Here is a 19,302-nt window from a genome sequence, read left to right as displayed (position 1 = left end):
CACGGGCGCCCTGAGCGGCGCCCGGGGCAACAGACACAATTCGTGCCACGGGAAGATCTGGGCACTTCAGGGCGTTTTTGCCCGTGTATGGGAGGCGGCATGACCGAGACGACGAGCGGCCCGGCACGAGGGTCCCGAGCCAAGGGATCCAAGGCGGCCAAGGGCCTGCGTGTCGAGCGCATCCACACCACCCCCGGCGTGCATCCGTACGACGAGGTGGTCTGGGAGCGCCGTGACGTCGTCATGACCAACTGGCGTGACGGCTCGGTGAACTTCGAGCAGCGTGGCGTCGAGTTCCCCGACTTCTGGTCGGTGAACGCGGTCAACATTGTCACCAGCAAGTACTTCCGCGGGGCCGTCGGCACTCCGCAGCGCGAGACCGGTCTCAAGCAACTGATCGACCGGATCGTGAAGACCTACCGGAAGGCCGGCGAGGACTACAGCTACTTCGCCTCGCCCGCCGATGCCGAGATCTTCGAGCACGAGTTGGCGTACGCCCTCCTGCACCAGATCTTCAGCTTCAACTCGCCGGTGTGGTTCAACGTCGGCACGCCCCAGCCGCAGCAGGTCTCCGCCTGCTTCATCCTGGCCGTCGACGACTCCATGGAGTCGATCCTCGACTGGTACAAGGAAGAGGGCATGATCTTCAAGGGCGGCTCCGGCGCCGGCCTGAACCTCTCCCGTATCCGCTCCTCCAAGGAACTGCTGTCCTCCGGCGGAAACGCCTCCGGCCCGGTCTCCTTCATGCGGGGCGCCGACGCCTCCGCAGGAACGATCAAGTCGGGCGGCGCCACCCGGCGCGCGGCCAAGATGGTCATCCTCGACGTCGACCACCCCGACATCGAGGGCTTCATCGAGACCAAGGTGAAGGAAGAGGAGAAAATTCGCGCGCTGCGTGACGCGGGCTTCGACATGGACCTGGGCGGCGACGACATCACGTCCGTCCAGTACCAGAACGCCAACAACTCCGTCCGTGTGAACGACGAGTTCATGAAGGCGGTCGAGGCCGGCGGCAAGTTCGGGCTGCGCGCCCGGATGACCGGCGATGTCATCGAGGAGGTCGACGCCAAGTCGCTCTTCCGCAAGATGGCCGAGGCGGCCTGGGCCTGTGCCGACCCCGGTATCCAGTACGACGACACCATCAACAACTGGCACACCTGCCCGGAGTCCGGCCGGATCAACGGCTCGAACCCCTGCAGCGAGTACATGCACCTGGACAACACCTCGTGCAACCTCGCCTCGCTGAACCTGATGAAGTTCCTCAAGGACGACGGCAAGGGCAGCCAGTCCTTCGAGGTCGAGCGCTTCGCCAAGGTCGTCGAGCTGGTCATCACCGCGATGGACATCTCCATCTGCTTCGCGGACTTCCCGACGCAGAAGATCGGCGAGAACACCCGTGCCTACCGTCAGCTGGGCATCGGCTACGCCAACCTCGGCGCCCTGCTGATGGCCACGGGTCACGCGTACGACTCCGACGGCGGCCGTGCGCTGGCCGGCGCCATCACCTCGCTGATGACGAGTACTTCGTACAGGCGCTCCGCCGAGCTCGCCGCCGTCGTCGGCGCATACGACGGCTACGCCCGCAACGCAGAGCCGCATCAGCGGGTCATGAAGCAGCACGCGGACGCCAACACCGCTGCCGTCCGCATGGACGACCTGGACTCGCCGATCTGGGCCGCCGCCACGGAGGCCTGGCAGGACGTGATCCGCCTCGGCGCCAAGAACGGCTTCCGCAACGCGCAGGCCTCGGTCATCGCGCCCACCGGCACCATCGGTCTCGCGATGTCCTGCGACACCACCGGCCTCGAGCCCGACCTCGCCCTGGTCAAGTTCAAGAAGCTGGTCGGCGGCGGCTCGATGCAGATCGTCAACGGCACGGTCCCGCAGGCCCTGCGCCGCCTGGGCTACCAGGAGGAGCAGATCGAGGCGATCGTCGCCCACATCGCCGACCACGGCAATGTGATCGACGCTCCCGGCCTGAAGACCGAGCACTACGAGGTCTTCGACTGTGCGATGGGTGAGCGCTCCATCTCCGCGATGGGCCATGTCCGCATGATGGCGGCCATCCAGCCGTGGATCTCCGGCGCGCTCTCCAAGACGGTCAACCTGCCGGAGACCGCCACTGTCGAGGACGTCGAAGAGGTCTACTTCAAGGCGTGGAAGATGGGCGTCAAGGCGCTCGCGATCTACCGCGACAACTGCAAGGTCGGCCAGCCTCTCTCCGCCAAGACCAAGGAGAAGGACAAGCCCGGAAGCGCGGTCACCGAGAAGGCCGAGGAGACGATCCGGGCCGCGGTCGAGAAGGTCGTCGAGTACCGCCCGGTCCGCAAGCGCCTTCCCAAGGGCCGTCCCGGCATCACCACCTCCTTCACGGTGGGCGGCGCCGAGGGCTACATGACCGCCAACTCCTACCCGGACGACGGTCTCGGCGAGGTCTTCCTGAAGATGTCGAAGCAGGGTTCCACCCTCGCCGGCATGATGGACGCCTTCTCGATCGCGGTCTCGGTCGGTCTGCAGTACGGCGTTCCGCTGGAGACGTACGTCTCGAAGTTCACCAACATGCGCTTCGAGCCGGCCGGTATGACGGACGACCCGGATGTGCGGATGGCGCAGTCGATCGTCGACTACATCTTCCGCCGTCTGGCGCTGGACTTCCTGCCCTTCGAGACCCGCTCCGCGCTCGGCATCCACTCGGCCGAGGAGCGCCAGCGTCACCTGGAGACCGGTTCGTACGAGTCGGCTGACGACGAGGTCGACGTCGAGGGCCTGGCCCAGTCCGCCCCGCGCGAGCAGGAGACCCTGAAGCCGGTCGTCCCTCCGAAGGCGGAGATCCCGGCGCCGCAGCAGGCGCACACCTCGGCGGAACTCGTCGAGATGCAGCTCGGCATCAGCGCGGACGCCCCGCTCTGCTTCTCCTGCGGGACGAAGATGCAGCGCGCCGGTTCCTGCTACATCTGCGAGGGCTGCGGCTCGACCAGCGGCTGCAGCTGAATGTGAGCGCCTTTCGGGCGTGAAGTGACTGCTCGAGTGGGGAGCCGGCGAAGTTCCGGCTCCCCACTCGGCTGTCGTGGTTATCGGGGCTTTATGTCGCCCGGTTCCCCAAGTGTTCTTGCAATCAGGTCGGTATCGCAGTACTCGGTCAGCTCTCGCAGTTTTCCATCCTTGATATGGCAAACCCAGCAGTACGTATTGTGATAGGGCTTCCCCTCTGTGGTTGTGACACGACCTCTGCACTCCACGACCACGTAGTCGCCGGCAGCGATGAAACGTTGTGGGGTGTTCGTGTACGTGTCGGCGAACTGGGAGGCCAGAGGCCGAAACAGCTCGTTGAGGACGGTCTGTTTGCCCTCATATGTCCCGGACCATTTCGTCGTACCGATGATCGTCCAGCGGAAGTCGTCGGCGAGGCTCTCGGCGAGAGGCCGGCCGTTCCCTTCCGCCAGCCCGGCGAAGATGCGCTGCATCAGTCGCGTGTTCTCGGTCTCGCCCATGATTCCTCCGTCACCTGATGCCTTGAAGGTTCGGCCTGCCATTCAACAGGCTGGAGTGCCGCCGCGGGCAGCCTTCCTTGTGAGAGGCAGGGCACGGCGGGAGTGACGGCCCAGGCACCCCGGGCGCTGTGGACCGACCGGCAAGGGGTCGAGGAATAGCGCACGCCAGGAATAAGTGCGCTGCGCCAGTATTCAGGGCACCGTCCAGGTGTCAACCCATCCGTCAGGGCGGTGGAGCCGGTTTCCCGGCTCCACCGCCCTCGGTGTCTGTGACACCTGCTTGCGGTGCCTGATGCCGCACGATGCCTGCGCAAGGGCTTGTTGCGGTGGGCGCTGTGACGGCATGCTCCGGGGCGTGATCAAGACCGGTAGGGCAAGGCAGGGGGAGCCGGACTTGAGGATCCCCCTGCCTGTCGCCCGCCTGCACAAGCAACGCGTGCTCAGTAAGTACCGTTGCCCATCACCGTGATGAAGGTCTGCGGATCCGCGTCGAAGCCGAGGACGGTATCCCGGAACTCCCAGTCGCCCGCTTCGGATCGTGTGAACTCGCCGACGATCGCCGCGGTGGATCCCGGGACAGCAGTGAAGTCGTTCTTCCCCAGTTCGACATGCCCCTCGAGCACCCGCACCAGGGTGTTCGCAATGTCGCCGAACACTTTGCGGCCACCGCGCTGCTGGATCACCACGCCCACGACGACACGCCCGTACACGGCCGCGAGCCGGTCGAACTCCAGGGTCATGACCTCGTCGGATCCGAACCCCTGTCCGGTCTTGCTGTCCCGCATGAGAATGATCGTGCCGTCGGGTGACCGGCTGTCGAAGTGCACGACATACGAGGGCTCGCCGTACGGCGCGTCCGCCGCATATGTCGCGGCGACGATGTCGAGATCGTTGGCCGGCTCGCCCAGGGGGCTGGGGTCCCATTTGAGGGTCACCTCGGCCTTCCTGACCCCCTTGTTGAGGCTGCTCACAGATTTCCCTTCCCCGTAAGTGCCATCATTTCTTTGTCGGTTGACCGTATCGGCTCAGCGCGGGATGCGGCGAGGCGGCCTCTGGCGCGCGAGCTCCTCGCGGAACTCCGCTATGGCGCTGCTGACCTGGCGTATGAGGTGCGTGTTCTCGATCCGGTCGAGATACAGGCAGCGGCGGGCGAGCCCTTCGAGTTCGAAGGCGAAGCAGATCGACATCAGCGGGTTGATGAACAGCTCACTGCCACGGGTGCGGGAGGTGAACCGGACGTTCCCGAACGACCCCTGCACCGCTGCCGCGATGGAGCCGTTCACGATGCTGGGGTGGTCGGGTGTGTGCGCCTGGGCGTGGGCCACCGCGTCGACGAACAGTGCGCCCTCACGCGTCGAGCGGGGCACGGAGAAGGCGCCGAGGTAGGCGCCGTCGCTCTCCAGGGCGGCGATGTTCTCCAGCACGAGGCCATGACTCACCCCGTGGTACGCGTCGACCCCGAAGCCGACCGAGACGACGAGGCGCTCGGGTACGTCGACCCCGTACAGCGCGGCCACACTGGTCAGATCCTCCTCGGGCGTCCCCAGCCCGGACTCGTCACCGCGCATGAGGATGTCGGTACCGCCGTCGACGAGGACGACCGCATCGATGTCGTACCGCTCGATCAGGGCTCGGTAGGCAGCGCGGAGGGGCTGGACCCCGACGCGGGCGAAGGCATGGACGGTGCTGGGGTAGCCGTGCAGGGCCAGCCACTGGGCGAGCGTGCGCTCCGGGAAATACCGCTGGTGGAGCGACGATTCCGGAGTGATCGCGGCGACATCGGGAGCGAGCCAGTCCTCCAGCGGCAGCCCTTCGATCGCGCTGAACGCGAGATTCGCCAGTTGGACCTCCTTCCCCTGATGGAGAAGGGAGAGCGCCACGGGCAGCCCGGCGTAGACGTCGAATCCGCCGCCCGCGCCCGCGACGAGGATCCGTTCGGCCGCCTCGAGGCGCGTGAAGAGCGGGTTGGTGTGCAGCGCTGTCATGGAGATCATTGTGCGGGCCCGCGGGTACGGGTTCGAGGGAATATGCACAGATCGGTCCGGTGCAGCAGGTAAGGGCCACTCTTGTCGCAGAGTGACCGGGGCCACGTTCCGCGCCGTACGATGGCGCGGTGCTGGTCAAGTGGATTCGCTGCACCGTGGTGGACCGTCGAGGGTTCGAGCGGGGGCAGCGGAAGTGGGCGGGGCTGCTGGGTGAGCCGGGTTTCCGTGGACAGGGCGGGGGGTGGAGCAGAATACGGCCGAACGTCGCCCACGTATTCGGCTTCTGGGAGAGCCGCGCCTTCTACGACTCGTTCATGGCGCGCTCCCACGACCGGCTGGCGTCCGGACAGTCAGGCACGTACAAGGACATTCAGGCCAAGCTGTTCGACTATCGCTTCGATGTGAAAACAGGTTTCGAGACGCGGTTCACGGACGCCGATGTGGTGCGGGTCGCGCACTGCAGGGTCCGCGAGGACCGTGTCGAGCACTTTGCGCTGATGCAGGAGAAGGTGTGGAACCCGGCGATGGCCGGTTCCCCGGGGATGGTGCGCGGGGTGTTCGGACAGGCGCCGGGGAACGAGTTCCTGGTGATGTCGATGTGGCAGTCGGCTGCCGAGCACGGGAAGTACCGGACGGAGCGGGTGGAGAGGCTGCTGCTGCGAGCGCAGACCGAGGCCGACGTCTGCGCCCTGGCGGGGGACGTCGTCGCACTCGAACCGTCCTGGACGGTGTGATCACCAGGCTCCGGGCACCGTTCGACGGCCGGACACGCCGGATGGAACCGGCCCGACTGCTCGGCCGCCTGCGGACCGATCTAGGGTCATGACATGGCACGACCGCGACGCATCGTCCTCGTCCGGCACGGAGAGTCGGTGGGTAACGCCGATGACACGGTGTACGAACGCGAGCCCGACCATGCACTCCAGCTCACCCCCACCGGCTGGGCGCAGGCCGAGGAGACAGGGGCGCGGCTGCGTGAGCTGTTCGGACGGGAGCGGGTCAGCGTCTATGTCTCGCCCTACCGCAGAACCCACGAAACCTTCCGGGCATTCGACCTCGACCCGGGTCTCGTGCGGGTCAGGGAGGAGCCGCGGCTGCGGGAGCAGGACTGGGGAAACTGGCAGGACCGGGAGGACGTACGTCTGCAGAAGGCGTATCGCGACGCGTACGGCCACTTCTTCTACCGCTTCGCCCAGGGCGAGTCGGGTGCTGATGTGTACGACCGGGTCGGCGCCTTCCTGGAGAGCCTCCACCGGAGCTTCGAGGCCCCGGACCACCCGCCGAACGTGCTGATCGTGACGCACGGGCTGACGATGCGGCTGTTCTGCATGCGCTGGTTCCACTGGTCGGTCGCCGAGTTCGAGTCACTGTCCAACCCGGGCAACGGCGAGAGCCGGATTCTGCAGCTGGGCGAGGACGGGCGGTACACACTGGACCGGTCCTTCGAGCAATGGCGGGCCCCTGAGTCGTACGGCTTCACGGGATAGAGTGGCAGGAAGATGACCGCTGATTCCTCTCGCGACCGGCGCTTCGAACGCGCCCTGGACAGCCTGCGCGGACTGTCCGTGGGAGACGCCCTGGGCTCCCAGTTCTTCGTACCGACGAACTATCCCCTGCTGAAACGGCGCGAGCTTCCGCCACCGATCTGGCAGTGGACCGACGACACCGAGATGGCCGGCTCGATTCTGGCCGTACTCGCGGACCACGACCGCATCGATCAGGACGCGCTCGCCCGGTCCTTCGCTCAGCACCACGACTTCGACCGGGGCTACGGCCCGGCCGTCAACCGGCTGCTCCGGCTGATCAGGGAGGGCGGCGACTGGCGCGAGCTGTCCGCAGAACTCTTCAAGGGCCAGGGCTCGTGGGGCAACGGCTCTGCGATGCGGATCGCGCCGCTCGGCGCCTGGTACGCCGACGACCCGGAGCAGGCCACCCACCAGGCAGAGATCTCCTCGTACACGACGCATCAGCACCGCGAGGCCGTGGTCGGTGCCATGGCCGTGGCGGCGGCGGCCGCACTGGCCGCGAACCCGGCAGGGCCGCCCGCTCCCGAGGATCTGCTCGACGGTGTGGTCGCGCTGGTGCCGCGCAGTGCGGTCGGGGCCGGTCTGCGGCGGGCACGGGACATGCTCGACTACAACGACGCAGGCACGGTCGCAGCGGTACTCGGCAGTGGCAGGCGCACCAGCGCTCATGACACCGTGCCGTTCGCGCTGTGGTCGGCGGCCCGTTCGCTCGGGGACTTCGAGCAGACGTTCTGGACGACGGCCCAGGTCGGCGGTGATGTCGACACCACGTGCGCGATCGCGTGTGGAGTGGTTGCGGCGGGCAAGGCCGGACAGCCGCCCGCTGGCTGGCTGGAGAGGACCGAGGCACTGCCTGGCTGGGTGCCGGACGGTCCCCGCTGAGCGCGCGGGCAGAGCAGAGCACATTCTTCGGCGGTTGCGGCAAGGTATTCCTCGAGACCGGCCTGACGTACGCGGAGTATGCCCGCCGGGGCTTCCGGCAGCTGTGCCGGCCGCCCTGCTGACCCCTCGTCGTGATCGCCCTGGCCATGCGCCGGGCACCGCGCTCCTCCACGGTGGACGGGACCCTGGTCCGAGCAGTCCTCGGGGCCCCGCGCGTGCTCACCCTCGTCGTGGTCGCGTCCGCGCTGCGGCGGATGGACCTGTACGTCGACGCCTACCGGCTGACCCGGCTGCGGGTGTCCGTCGCCGCCATGGGGCTGTGGCTCCGGCTGGTGATCGTCGCCGGAGTCGACTCGGCGAGGAACCAGGGCAGTTGCGTTCGGCTTCGGCGCGCAGACGGGGCGTCCGCCGCCGCTGGGCCTTCGGGAGAGAATCTTTTCGCGGATGCTTTCGATCGAGCTCTGCTGCCGTATGCGCGCCGCGATGGTCTCCCCGACGGGCCATGCTCTGTGAACGGGGCTTCACGAATGCGACGGAGGCGGCGCGGAGCTTTTGCGGGGGTGTGATCTTCCGTCGCGCCGTGGAGCCGTCCCCCCGGCTGTTCCAAGCCATGCTGTGTCGTGGAGTGCGGCGGGGCGAGTTGCGTCCCGACGCCACTGGTCCGCCCGGCCTTCCGTGCGTTCCGAGCCTGATGACGGACCGCGCCGGAGTGTGCGGCAGCAAATGGCGTGACGACGACCTCGTCGCGATGATCGATCAGGGGGCGGTGGCGCTGCTCAGCCCCGCAGCGGCTGATCGGCACAGCGGCCACTCATGACCGGAATCCGGTTGTCGTGGGAGGTGTCCGGCGGCGTACCCTTACTGGCGCCATGCCGTACGAACCACCCACACACACAGTCGAGCGCTCGATCCGGGCTACCACCGGCGCCAAGATCGTCGCAGGTGTGGACGAGGTCGGCCGCGGGGCGTGGGCCGGGCCGGTGACGGTGTGCGCGGCGGTCACCGGACTGCGGAGACCGCCCGTCGGACTCACCGATTCCAAGCTGATCAGCCCCAAGCGCCGTACAGAGATGGCAGGGCAGTTGGAGTCCTGGGTCACCGCGCATGCCCTCGGGCACGCGTCGCCCGAGGAGATCGACGAATTCGGCATGACTGCGGCGCTGCGGCTCGCAGCCGTCCGGGCGCTCGACGGACTGCCCGTACGTCCGGACGCGGTCATCCTCGACGGGAAACACGACTACCTCGGGGCGCCCTGGCTGGTCCGTACGGTGATCAAGGGTGACCAGTCGTGTGTCGCGGTGGCCGCCGCGTCGGTCATCGCCAAGGTGTGCAGAGACGCCATGATGGCGGAGCTGCAGGGGGAGTGGGCCGATTTCGCCTTCGCGGAGAACGCCGGCTATCCCTCCCCCGTGCACAAGGCGGCGCTTGCGGCGCTGGGTCCCACCCCGCACCACCGGCTCTCGTGGGCCTATCTGGATGCGCTGCCCCAGTGGCGGCACCTCAAGAAGGTCCGGATCTCGCCGGAGGCGGCCGCACTGGAAAGCGGGGGCCAGCTCGGCTTCGAATTCTGAACTCGTGCCTCCATCAGTACGGTCGCACTTATGTGCCCACCCGCCGATGCCCTCCGTGTCGGCGTTTGATAGACATCCACCCATGCCTCTCATCCCCGAGGAGCCTCAGATTCACGAGAGTGCCCAGGGTCCCCGCGCCACTCCGGCCGCAGGCCGTACCGCGCCGACCCCTCGTCCCGTACCCGGTCCGCGTTCCGCGGCCTCGCCGCGTCCCGGGCATCCGGGCCCCGGTCCGGCCAGGCCCACGCCCCCTGCGCAGCGCACCCACGCCGCTGCCGCGAAGCCCCAGTCGCCGCGACCGGAGAATCGTTCCGGACCGCAGATCCAGCTGGTCCCCGCTCCCACGGACGGCGCGCTCGACGCCGCCGACGAGGCGGTCGACCTGCTGCTCGACACCGGCCGTGCCCCGGGCGACGTGCTGGTGCTGACCACGGGTGAACAGCACCCGTGGGCAGCGCACGAGCTGTCCTTCGGCGAAGCCGCCTACTGGGCGCAGCACGACGCCCGCGACGACGTCTTCTACGCGGACGTCACTGCCTTGGAGCGGGCGTCGTCCCGGCCCGTGGTGGTCGTCGCGCTCAACGGAGGCGCCGATGACGCCGCCGCCCGCGCGCTGCCCGCGGCCCTGCAGAAGGCAGCCGCGTTGCTGATCGTGTGCGGCGACCCCAAGCGGATCACCGCCGTGCTCGGCGTCGGCGTCTGAGTCGTCGGGCGGGTACGGACCCCCTTGGTCCGGTCGTGACCCGGCTGCCCAGTTCATGGGCAGCCGGTGGATGACGTCCGTCAGCGAGCTGCCGTGCGCCGAAGCGCGTCGGCAGCACCTCCGGCGGTGCGCAGTGGCAGCGGATCCGTCTCGGCCACGGCATCGGCCGGATGCCCCGGCGTCGATGTCGAGTTGGGCTGGCGCCCGCCGCGGCCTTCGCCCAGCACCTGCCAGCCACCACGGGTCAGCGTGATGTACGCACCACAACGCAGCCCATGCAGCGTGCAGGCGTCCCGCAGCCCCCACATCCAGGCCCCGTCCTCCTCCGTCCAGCGCTCGTCGCCGTCGCGGCAGTAGAGCAGCACGGCGGTGCGCACCGGCGTGCGGCGCCGCAGATCGTGCGGTATGACCCGGCGAAGATGTGCCAGCAGGGCATTGCGCAGCTCCCAGCCGTCCGCTGACGCGGACTGCCGGGAGAACGAGGCACTGGCGGCGAGTCGTTCCTCGTGGTCGAGTACGGCGACGACGGCGGTCGCCGGCTTCGGGTGGTGCCGCGTGTGCAGGGCACCGACCACCTCGCGCGGGTTGCGCAGCAGAGGGATACCGGCCGCAGTCCACTCGGCAGGCTCGAGCATCCTGGCGAGGCGGCTGGCGGAGTTCGCCGAGGTAGTGATCGAGGTGGCTGCGGACGAAGCGAATCCGAAGGTCACGGTCCTCCCTTCGCATACGCGCCCACAGTGCGGGCAGGGTCGGGTGAGGGCGCGCCACGGCATGGCCCTTCAGGACCGCGAACGGGCCGTGCGGGGAGCAGTCCCAATTCTTCCTGGCCCATGGGATTGCGGCAACGAGCAATTTGGAATCACCGACGGGAATCGGCGGGTATGAGGCTGATATCCCTCCCCAGTGGGCCCAACTGACTTCCGCGTCAGTTCTGAATAGCAAGGACCAGCGGAAACACCCCCTTCGCGCCCGCCCGGCGCAGCAGCCGTGCCGCCACGGACAGCGTCCAGCCGGTGTCCGCGTAGTCATCGACCAGCAGCACCGGGCCATCGGCGGCGGTCAGCGCCTCGGCCAGCTCCGGTGGCACGACGAACGCCTCGTGCAGCGCCCGCACCCGCTGGGCGCTGTTGGTACGTGAAACACGCACATCCGAGGCCTGCGGCAGGTACTCGACGGAGCCCAGCAGGGGCATCCGTCCGACGTCGGCGATGCGGCCGGCGAGCGAATCGATGAGCCGCGGCCTGCTGCGGGATGCGACGGTGACGACGCCAACCGGCCGTGGCGGCACATCGGATGAACCGGACGACCAGCCACCCGGCCCCTTCGCCCAGTCGGAGAGAACGGTCACCACCGCACCCATCATGTCGTCGGGAACCGGCGCGTCCGGTGCCTGAACGGCAAGCATCGGACGCAGCCGGTTGCCCCAGCCGATGTCGGAGAGCCGCCCCAGCGCCCGCCCGGAGAAAGACTGTTCGTCTTCCGGAATACGGCCCTTGAGGTTGACCCCGACGGCCGCCAGCCCGGTCGGCCACATCTTGCGCGGCTCGACCTCGACGCCCGGCCGGCCCAACTCCCCGCGCGCGGCGTCCAGTGCGGCAGCCGACACCTTGTCACTGAAGCGCGCTCCCGAGCAGTTGTCACAGCGCGCGCACGGGGCGGCCTCCTCGTCGTCCAGCTGACGCCTCAGGAACTCCATCCGGCAGGACGTCGACCGCGCGTAGTCCCGCATGGCCTGCTGCTCGGACTCCCGCTGACGCGCGACCCACGCGTAGCGCTCCGCGTCGTAGGTCCAGGGTTGCCCCGTGGCGGTCCAGCCGCCCTTGACCCGCTGGACCGCACCGTCCACGTCGAGCACTTTGAGCATGGTCTCCAGCCGCGTACGCCGCAGCTCGACCAGGGGCTCCAGCGCGGGCAGGGACAACGGCCTGTCCGAACGGGCCAGCACATCCAGGGTGCGCCGCACGAGCTCCTCGGGAGGGAAGGCGACCGACGCGAAGTACTGCCAGATCGCCTCGTCCTCCCTGCCGGGGAGCAGCAGCACCTCAGCATGCTCGACTCCGCGGCCTGCGCGTCCGACCTGCTGGTAGTAGGCGATGGGGGAGGACGGCGAGCCGAGATGCACCACGAACCCGAGGTCCGGCTTGTCGAACCCCATGCCCAGCGCGGAGGTGGCGACGAGGGCCTTCACCCGGTTGGCGAGGAGATCCTCCTCGGCCTGCTGCCGGTCGGCGTTCTCCGTGCGTCCCGTGTACGAGGTCACCGTGTGACCGCACTGACGCAGATAGGCGGTGACCTCCTCGGCCGCCGCGACTGTCAGGGTGTAAATGATCCCGGAGCCGGGCAGCTCGCCGAGATGGTCGGCCAGCCAGGCAAGGCGGTTCGCGGCGTCGGGGAGCTGGAGCACGCTCAGGCTGAGACTCTCCCGGTCCAGCGGGCCACGCAGCACGAGGGCGTCCGTCCCTGCTCCGGTGCCCAGCTGCTCGGCGACGTCCGCGGTCACCCGCGCATTGGCGGTGGCGGTGGTGGCGAGGACCGGGACACCCGCGGGGAGCTCGGCGAGTATGGTGCGCAGTCTGCGGTAGTCCGGCCGAAAGTCATGGCCCCAGTCGGAGATGCAGTGGGCCTCGTCCACGACCAGGAGGCCGGTTGCCGCCGCCAGCTTGGGAAGCACCTGGTCGCGGAAGTCGGGGTTGTTCAGCCGCTCGGGACTGACGAGCAGCACATCCACCTCGCCCGCCGCGACCTCGGCCTGGACGGTGTCCCACTCCTCGGTGTTGGAGGAGTTGATGGTCCGGGCGTGGATGCCTGCCCGCGCCGCGGCCTCCACCTGGTTGCGCATGAGGGCGAGCAGCGGGGAGACGATCACGGTCGGGCCGCTGCCGCGTGCTCGCAGCAACGATGTCGCGACGAAGTAGACGGCGGACTTTCCCCAGCCGGTCCGCTGCACGACCAGCGCGCGGCGCTTGTCGGCGACGAGGGCCTCGATCGCCCGCCACTGGTCCCCACGCAGCCGCGCCGTGCCCGAGGTGTCCGAGACGAGGCGGGCGAGTACGGAGTCGGCCGAAGCCCTGAGCTCTGCGCGGTCTGCGTTGGTCATGCCCCCATGCAACCCGATGGCACCGACAAAGCGCGAATGCGACGGCGCTCCCTGTGGATAACGTTATCCACAGGGGTCGCGGAGCGGACTTCTTCGCGAGACCGTCGTGCCATGAACAAGCACCACGATCCCACCGGGCCCGGCGGCGACCAGCAGATCACCCTGCGCGGCCCCGCCGAACTGGCCGATGCCCTGCCGTACATGATGGGCTTCCATCCGAACGATTCGATCGTGCTCGTCGCGTTGCACGGCAGCCGCGGTCGCTTCGGCGGCCGACTGCGGCTCGGTATTCCCCGCTCGCCGCGCGAATGGCAGCCTGTGGCCGAGCAGCTGGCCGAGTGCCTGATCCAGGGCTGCGAGCGCCGCGGCTCCCGCCCCGACGGCATTGTCGTCTTCCTCTGCCAGGACCCGGTCGGCGAGGAGACGGGCCTTCGGGTGATGGAGCGGTTGCGCCCGCTCGCCCAGCGGCTGCGCACCGCGTGCGGGGCCCTCGAGGTGCCTGTGTACGAGGCGCTGTGCATTTCGGACGGGCGTCATTGGTCCTACTGCTGTCCCGATTCGCGCTGCTGCCCGCCCGAGGGGAGCCCTCTGGCGCTGCCGGGCACTTCCGTGATGGCCGCTGCGGCAGCCTATGCCGGAATCCAAGTGCGCGGGAGTCTGCGGGAGTTGGAAGAGCGGTTCGCGCCCTTGAGCACGACCGATGCGCCGGAGCAGGTGCGAGCCCTGGACGAGGCCGGTGCGGCGCTGGTGCCCAGGATCCTGGAGGAGCAGGGCAGACGGCAGGTAGCCGCGGAGACCCTCGCCCTGGCCGGTCGGCTGCTGGACCGAATGGCCGGCGCACCGCGGACCGGCGCGTGCGCAGCAGCCGACTCCGCCGACGACCGGCTGATCACCCACGGCGAAGCGGCTGAGGTGATCCTCGGTCTGCAGGACCGGGAGACCCGGGATCGGGCGGCGGCGTGGATGGAGGGCCCCGATGCCCCTGCCGCTCTGCGCCTGTGGCGCGCCTTGTCACGGCGATGCCCGGGGCCCTACTCCGAACATGCCGCGGCTCCCCTGACCCTCGCCGGCTGGGTGTCGTGGTCCACAGGTGACGAGCCCGAGGCCCGAGTCGCCTTCGGGCTCGCGCTGCGCGCCGACCCCGAATACGTCTTCGCGCGACTGTTGCACCAGGCCTGCAACCAGGGCCTCGATCCGGAGACGCTGCGCAGCTGTCTGCGGAAGGCAGGCGGCGCGCAGTCTGCCGCCGGGGCCGGCGGCGCCCTCGAGAATCCGGGCAGCACCGGCAGTCGCGACTTCCGAGGACCCTCCGACCCCTGCACGAGGGCCGCTTCGCGGGGTAGGCATCCGCGCCCGGGGCGGGTCAGGACATCTGCCGGCAAGCAGGCCCGGGCGTCAGTCAGGCCTCGTCCTGACGCGGCTGCCGCCAGGACTCGTTCGCGCGCGGGCAGGCGCACCGGACAGCGTGGTGCCCGCGACGGGCGGTGACGACCGTGACCAGGGCACCCCCCACCCGGAGACCCGGCACCGACACGGCCGGCGATCTTCGCGGAGCGCACTCGGCTCACCGGCCGGGCGGCGTCCATCAGCCTCGCCGGCGCCTCCGAGGCCTTCCGCCACCGGCTGCCCGCCCGGAGAGGTACGCGGGGAGCAGCGCACGCGTACAGGGTGCCGGTGCCGAATCCGTCGGCGTGCCGTCCGGTGGCTCCGGCCGCCTGCGCGATGGACGGTGGCGGAGAGGCACACGCCCTGCGGATCAGCAGGCTCGGGTTCGCGACGGCCGAGCAGGCGGCCGAAGGGTTCGGCCGGGCGGGCGAGCCACCGGCACCGCGGCGCGGAAGGAGGGGCGAGAAACAGTTGGCGCAGGTGGCGAAGGGTGTGTTTATCGTCAGGGAGACGACTATGATCGCGGCATGTCGCCCTACGACCCGTCGGCCTTCCCGCCTTTCGCCGTCACCGTCGACCTGGTCGTGCTCACCGTGCGCCGGCATGCGCTTTGTGCGCTGGTGGTGCGCCGCGGGGAGCCGCCGTTCCAGGGCCGGTGGGCGCTGCCCGGCGGTTTTGTCAGGGGTGACGAGGATCTGGCGGCGGCAGCGGCGCGAGAGCTCGCCGAGGAGACCGGACTGTGTGCGCACGACCCGGCGTCCCCGGCGCCCGGAAACGGCGCTCATCTGGAGCAGCTCGCCACCTACGGCGACCCCAAGCGGGACCCCCGGATGCGAGTGGTGAGCGTCGCGCATCTCGTGCTCGCCCCCGATCTGCCCGCCCCCCGCGCGGGCGGTGATGCGAACAGCGCGCGCTGGGCCCCGGTGGAGGACCTGCTGGGCCAGGAGGAGGGGTTCGAGCGTGAAGGTGAACAGCAGGCTCCGCTTGCGTTCGACCATGCGCGGATCCTTGCGGACGGGGTGGAGCGGGCCCGCTCCAAGATCGAGTACTCCTCGCTGGCCACCGCTTTCTGCCCGCCCGAGTTCACGGTCGGCGAGCTGCGGCGGGTGTACGAGGCGGTGTGGGGAGTCGCGCTCGACCCCCGTAATTTCCACCGCAAGGTGACCGGCACCCCGGGCTTCCTGGTGCCGGCGGGTGGCACGACGACCCGCCAAGGCGGTCGCCCCGCCCAGCTGTTCCGGGCGGGCGGTGCCACGGTCCTCAATCCGCCGATGCTGCGTCCCGAGGTCTGACGACTCCGACCCGTGGTCCGACTCACCCGCACCCCTGCCGGAACGCGATGCGGGCTGACACCCGGGCGTCTGGCTGCTGCGCGAAAAGTCTGAAATGTCGCGTTATCTTGCTGCGGTACCTGTGCTGCCGCTGAGCGGTCTCCCCTTCCGCGAGAGAGGCGAGAGAAGCGATGCTCCAGGCCATCGGACTCACCAGCATCACCCGTGGAGACCGGCCGCCGGCCGTTGACGACCTCAGCTTCGAAGCCCGACCCGGCGCCGTCACGGCGCTGCTGGGCGCGGCCGGCTCCGGAAAGACCACGGCACTGCGGCTGATGCTCGGGCTCGAGTCCGGCCGAGGGGTCACCTACTTCCGCGGGCACCCCCTGTACCGCGTCGCCAACCCTGCGGGCGAGGTCGGGGTGCTGCTCGGGGATGTACCGGGGCACCCCGGCCGGACCGTTCGCGGCCAGCTGCGCATGTTGAGCGCGGCCGCCGGGGTCCCTGCCGCGCGCGCCGACGAGCTGATCGCCGTCGTCGGACTCGCCGGTCTGGCAGGGGAAGGGATGGGCACGCTCTCCCTCGGCATGGACCGCAGACTGGGGCTCGCCTCGGCCCTGTTGGGCAGTCCGCAGACGCTCGTACTCGACGAGCCGTCCAGGGGTCTCTCGCCCCGCGACAGCACTTGGCTGTTCGGGCTGCTTCGTGCCCATGCCGCCGACGGCGGCACCGTTCTGTGCGCCATGAGCGACGCCAAGGAGGCCGCCCGCATCGCCGACCGCGTCGTCACGATCGACCAGGGTCGTCTCGTCGCGGACCAGGACGTCGCGGACTTCGCGCGCACCAGGCTCCGCCCCCGCGTCGCCGTCCGCACCCCGCATGCCGCCCGCCTCTGCGCCGTCGTCAGCCGTGAGGCGCGCGCCGCCCAGCGCTCGGTGGAAGTGGTGGCCGAGAGCAGCAGCCGGTTGTCCGTCTACGGCAGCACCTGCGCCGAGATCGGAGATACCGCGTTCCGGCACGGCGTACTGGTGCATCGGCTCACCGACGAGGCCGGCGACACGGGTGCCGTCGTGGTCACCAGACCGGCCCCAACGCCTGACACCGCGCCCGCCACCGGGTCCGGCAACTCGCCCGCCACAACGTCCGGCCGGGTATCCGACCCCTCCTCCCCGGCCCGGACGCACTCCGCCCGGCCCGCGCGGGAGGTCATCGTCGCCCTGCCGCGGCGCCCTGTCCGCAGTCCTGTACGGCCGCTGCGCTACGAACTCCACCGCCTCCTCGGCACCCGTACGGCCTCGCTGATCGCGGTCGCCGTGCTCGCCGCCTCCCTCGCCTTGTGCGTGCTGCTCGCTCGTACCGTAGCCGTCCTGCAACCAGGCGTGTTCGTCGCCTGGTCCCCGTTCCTGCCGTTGCCACCGGCGGCCTTCGGTGCCGGGCTCGTGGGGGCGCTCTCCTTCGGCGAGGAGTTCCGCTTTCCCGCCCTCGCGGCAGCGCGTGGCACCGTGCCTCGCCGCCTTGCCCTGTTGTTCGCCAAGCTCGCCGTGACCGCGGCCGCCGCTCTGCTGCTCGCCTCGGTCGTCGTGGTGGCCGACGTTTATGCGCTTCGTCTGGTGTACGGGGCAGATCTCACACCCGTCCCGCAAAACTGGCTTGCCCTGGCGACAAGTTGGGGCGCTCTGTGCGTGGGCTGCGCTTGGGCCGGGCTGCTCGCCGCGGGGATCTTCCGTGTCACGGCCGCCGGGATCGCGGCCGTACTCGCGGTACCGGTCCTCATCGCACCGCTCGTACAGAACGCGCTCGTCACTCCGGCCACCCGTTCGATCGCCGGACTTCCCGGCCGGCTGCGCGAACTGGCCTGGATGCGACTGCCGCAGCAGGCCGAGCACTGGCTGACGGCGGCCGCACAACTGGTGGCCCAACCTGTCGGAGCAGCCTTCGTCTTGTCGTTGTCCGTCCTGATCTGCACATATCTGCTCATCGACCTTCGGCGCAGGGCGCGTTGGTGATCAAGGCCGACCGGCTATCCGCGAACTGCCCACAACTCCCTAGAGGGTGCTCGTTTCCTTCCGATAAGGCGTCAATTGCAGGGTGGACGCCGATCACCCTTTCGTGTGCTTTTCACCAAAGACCTCAAGGGGTCCGGAAGCCACGCCGACAAAGGATGCGTGAGTACCCTTGCGCACACCATGATGACCGCCGCCCGCCCCGCCGAGTCCGGCCTCGCCGGCCCGGGCGAACTCGACCGATACCCCTACGCGGAGTCGCCGGGCGCCGACCGCGTCGGACCCCCCTCCTGGGACGCCCCCGACGCCGAGCTGGGCCGGGTGGGCCGCCGTGCGGCCGGCAGCCGGGGCCGCGGACTGCACGGCCAACTCGTACAGCAGCTCGGCCAGATGATCGTCTCCGGGGACCTGGGCGCCGACCGCCCGCTCGTCCCCGAGGAGATCGGTCAGCGCTTCGAGGTCTCCCGCACCGTCGTACGGGAGTCGCTGCGCGTCCTCGAGGCCAAGGGTCTCGTGAGCGCCCGCCCCAATGTCGGTACCCGGGTCCGCCCCGTCAGTGACTGGAACCTGCTCGACCCCGACATCATCGAGTGGCGGGCCTTCGGCCCGCAGCGCGATGATCAGCGCCGGGAGCTCAGTGAGCTGCGCTGGACCATCGAGCCGCTCGCCGCTCGCCTGGCCGCCGGGCACGGTCGGGAGGACGTTCAGCAGCGCCTGACCGACATGGTCGAGATCATGGGCCACGCCCTCGCTCAGGGTGACGGGATCACTTTCTCGCGGGCCGATGCGGAGTTCCACTCCCTGCTCATCCAGCTCGCCGGCAACCGCATGCTCGAGCACCTCTCCGGGATCGTCTCCGCCGCCCTCCAGGTCTCCGGCGGCCCGGTCTCCGGCTGTGACCGCCCCACCGAGGCCTCCCTCGCCCACCACGCCAAGATCGCTGACGCCCTCGCCTCCGGTGACTCGAACGCCGCGGAGTCGGCCATGCGTCAATTGCTCACCGGTCACCCGGAAGTGGAACGAGTGGTGCCCGCCCCGCGCGAGCACTGACCGCGGTCGGCCGTGGCCTGTGTTCGCGGCCGAGGAGTGCGGGGGTGTACGTACCGTGTGTCTGTCGCCGGATTCCCTCGGGATCCGGCGACGCGATTGTGGGTGAATGCGCAACTACGGCCGCTTTGTCGCATATGGGGTGTGACTCGGGCCACGTGGATTGGGCGTAACACTCCTCGGAACAGCGCGATGACCTAAGAGGTGACAGCCGAGGAGGGAATACAGCCGCCATGGGCGGTGCTGTGACAGCTCCGAGGTTCAGCCCGCGCCAACCGGTCCATCCATAGTCCGGTGGTCGTCGGCTCCGGCCCGATCATGGGCGGAGCCGGAAGTCGTT

General features: G+C 69.4%; 16 protein-coding genes. 11 read left to right on the top strand and 5 right to left on the bottom strand.

Features of this window, described 5'->3' with window-relative positions; genetic code table 11:
• Positions 1-99: 99 nt before the first annotated feature.
• On the top strand, positions 100-2,991 hold the full coding sequence (locus ACFYWI_RS11730; protein WP_389229093.1) for a vitamin B12-dependent ribonucleotide reductase: 2,892 nt from the start codon (positions 100-102) through the stop codon (positions 2,989-2,991).
• Positions 2,992-3,071: 80 nt separating this feature from the next.
• Here the strand turns inward: ACFYWI_RS11730 and ACFYWI_RS11725 are convergent, their stop codons facing one another.
• The 3 genes from ACFYWI_RS11725 to ACFYWI_RS11715 all read right to left on the bottom strand — a co-directional run bounded on the left by ACFYWI_RS11725 (position 3,072) and on the right by ACFYWI_RS11715 (position 5,476).
• Positions 3,072-3,491 carry a nuclear transport factor 2 family protein gene (locus ACFYWI_RS11725; RefSeq protein WP_389229090.1) on the bottom strand — a complete coding sequence of 140 codons (420 nt, stop codon included), beginning with the start codon at positions 3,489-3,491 and terminating at the stop codon, positions 3,072-3,074.
• A 440-nt stretch (positions 3,492-3,931) separates the two neighbouring features.
• Positions 3,932-4,462: a TerD family protein gene (locus tag ACFYWI_RS11720; RefSeq protein WP_389229087.1), complete on the bottom strand. Its 531-nt coding sequence runs from the start codon at positions 4,460-4,462 to the stop codon at positions 3,932-3,934.
• 54 nt (positions 4,463-4,516) lie between these two features.
• Positions 4,517-5,476 carry a DUF1152 domain-containing protein gene (locus tag ACFYWI_RS11715; protein ID WP_389229084.1) on the bottom strand — a complete coding sequence of 320 codons (960 nt, stop codon included), beginning with the start codon at positions 5,474-5,476 and terminating at the stop codon, positions 4,517-4,519.
• A 128-nt stretch (positions 5,477-5,604) separates the two neighbouring features.
• Here ACFYWI_RS11715 and ACFYWI_RS11710 point away from each other — a divergent pair, with 128 nt between their 5' ends.
• The 6 genes from ACFYWI_RS11710 (at position 5,605) to ACFYWI_RS11685 (ending at position 10,158) form a co-directional block, all read left to right on the top strand.
• Positions 5,605-6,210, top strand: a complete 606-nt coding sequence (locus ACFYWI_RS11710) for a YdbC family protein (protein WP_389229081.1) — start codon at positions 5,605-5,607, stop codon at positions 6,208-6,210.
• Between the two features lie 93 nt (positions 6,211-6,303).
• Entirely contained in the window at positions 6,304-6,963 is a 660-nt protein-coding gene (locus tag ACFYWI_RS11705) for a histidine phosphatase family protein (protein ID WP_389229078.1), read from the top strand.
• Positions 6,964-6,975: 12 nt separating this feature from the next.
• Positions 6,976-7,884 carry an ADP-ribosylglycohydrolase family protein gene (locus ACFYWI_RS11700; RefSeq protein ID WP_389229074.1) on the top strand — a complete coding sequence of 303 codons (909 nt, stop codon included), beginning with the start codon at positions 6,976-6,978 and terminating at the stop codon, positions 7,882-7,884.
• 131 nt (positions 7,885-8,015) lie between these two features.
• Positions 8,016-8,450 carry a DUF4153 domain-containing protein gene (locus ACFYWI_RS11695; protein WP_389229071.1) on the top strand — a complete coding sequence of 145 codons (435 nt, stop codon included), beginning with the start codon at positions 8,016-8,018 and terminating at the stop codon, positions 8,448-8,450.
• Positions 8,451-8,753: 303 nt separating this feature from the next.
• Positions 8,754-9,455, top strand: coding sequence for a ribonuclease HII (locus ACFYWI_RS11690; RefSeq protein WP_389229068.1), 702 nt, complete (start codon positions 8,754-8,756; stop codon positions 9,453-9,455).
• An 82-nt stretch (positions 9,456-9,537) separates the two neighbouring features.
• Positions 9,538-10,158: a hypothetical protein gene (locus ACFYWI_RS11685; RefSeq protein WP_389229065.1), complete on the top strand. Its 621-nt coding sequence runs from the start codon at positions 9,538-9,540 to the stop codon at positions 10,156-10,158.
• An 80-nt stretch (positions 10,159-10,238) separates the two neighbouring features.
• Here ACFYWI_RS11685 and ACFYWI_RS11680 read toward each other — a convergent pair whose 3' ends face one another.
• Together ACFYWI_RS11680 and ACFYWI_RS11675 are read right to left on the bottom strand one after the other, a co-directional pair.
• On the bottom strand, positions 10,239-10,868 hold the full coding sequence (locus ACFYWI_RS11680; RefSeq protein WP_389229062.1) for a hypothetical protein: 630 nt from the start codon (positions 10,866-10,868) through the stop codon (positions 10,239-10,241).
• A 215-nt stretch (positions 10,869-11,083) separates the two neighbouring features.
• Complete coding sequence (locus tag ACFYWI_RS11675) at positions 11,084-13,255, bottom strand: RecQ family ATP-dependent DNA helicase (RefSeq protein WP_389229059.1); 2,172 nt, start codon at positions 13,253-13,255, stop codon at positions 11,084-11,086.
• A 111-nt stretch (positions 13,256-13,366) separates the two neighbouring features.
• On the opposite strand from ACFYWI_RS11675, the gene ACFYWI_RS11670 reads away from it, so the two are divergent.
• From ACFYWI_RS11670 to ACFYWI_RS11655, 4 genes are all read left to right on the top strand, one after another.
• A complete protein-coding gene (locus tag ACFYWI_RS11670) occupies positions 13,367-14,743 on the top strand; it encodes a DUF4192 domain-containing protein (protein WP_389229056.1) in 1,377 nt (458 codons plus the stop codon).
• Between the two features lie 425 nt (positions 14,744-15,168).
• Positions 15,169-15,933, top strand: coding sequence for an NUDIX domain-containing protein (locus ACFYWI_RS11665; RefSeq protein WP_389229053.1), 765 nt, complete (start codon positions 15,169-15,171; stop codon positions 15,931-15,933).
• Between the two features lie 170 nt (positions 15,934-16,103).
• On the top strand, positions 16,104-17,918 hold the full coding sequence (locus tag ACFYWI_RS11660; RefSeq protein WP_389229049.1) for an ATP-binding cassette domain-containing protein: 1,815 nt from the start codon (positions 16,104-16,106) through the stop codon (positions 17,916-17,918).
• A 159-nt stretch (positions 17,919-18,077) separates the two neighbouring features.
• On the top strand, positions 18,078-18,965 hold the full coding sequence (locus tag ACFYWI_RS11655; protein ID WP_389229046.1) for a FadR/GntR family transcriptional regulator: 888 nt from the start codon (positions 18,078-18,080) through the stop codon (positions 18,963-18,965).
• Positions 18,966-19,302: the final 337 nt, after the last annotated feature.

The sequence above is a fragment of the Streptomyces sp. NPDC002889 genome (genome assembly GCF_042888425.1).
Taxonomy (GTDB): Bacteria; Actinomycetota; Actinomycetes; order Streptomycetales; family Streptomycetaceae; genus Streptomyces.
Note: the sequence above shows the minus strand (reverse complement) of the source record. Positions and strands in the feature narration are given on the sequence as shown.

Excerpts from the sequence above, each read along its gene's own strand:
- ACFYWI_RS11730 (WP_389229093.1), top strand. The coding sequence starts at position 100 with ATGACCGAGACGACGAGCGGCCCGGCACGAGGGTCCCGAGCCAAGGGA.
- ACFYWI_RS11725 (WP_389229090.1), bottom strand. The coding sequence starts at position 3,491 with ATGGGCGAGACCGAGAACACGCGACTGATGCAGCGCATCTTCGCCGGG.
- ACFYWI_RS11685 (WP_389229065.1), top strand. The coding sequence starts at position 9,538 with ATGCCTCTCATCCCCGAGGAGCCTCAGATTCACGAGAGTGCCCAGGGT.
- ACFYWI_RS11665 (WP_389229053.1), top strand. The coding sequence starts at position 15,169 with ATGTCGCCCTACGACCCGTCGGCCTTCCCGCCTTTCGCCGTCACCGTC.
- ACFYWI_RS11690 (WP_389229068.1), top strand. The coding sequence starts at position 8,754 with ATGCCGTACGAACCACCCACACACACAGTCGAGCGCTCGATCCGGGCT.
- ACFYWI_RS11660 (WP_389229049.1), top strand. The coding sequence starts at position 16,104 with ATGCTCCAGGCCATCGGACTCACCAGCATCACCCGTGGAGACCGGCCG.
- ACFYWI_RS11700 (WP_389229074.1), top strand. The coding sequence starts at position 6,976 with ATGACCGCTGATTCCTCTCGCGACCGGCGCTTCGAACGCGCCCTGGAC.
- ACFYWI_RS11675 (WP_389229059.1), bottom strand. The coding sequence starts at position 13,255 with ATGACCAACGCAGACCGCGCAGAGCTCAGGGCTTCGGCCGACTCCGTA.
- ACFYWI_RS11715 (WP_389229084.1), bottom strand. The coding sequence starts at position 5,476 with ATGACAGCGCTGCACACCAACCCGCTCTTCACGCGCCTCGAGGCGGCC.
- ACFYWI_RS11705 (WP_389229078.1), top strand. The coding sequence starts at position 6,304 with ATGGCACGACCGCGACGCATCGTCCTCGTCCGGCACGGAGAGTCGGTG.
- ACFYWI_RS11670 (WP_389229056.1), top strand. The coding sequence starts at position 13,367 with ATGAACAAGCACCACGATCCCACCGGGCCCGGCGGCGACCAGCAGATC.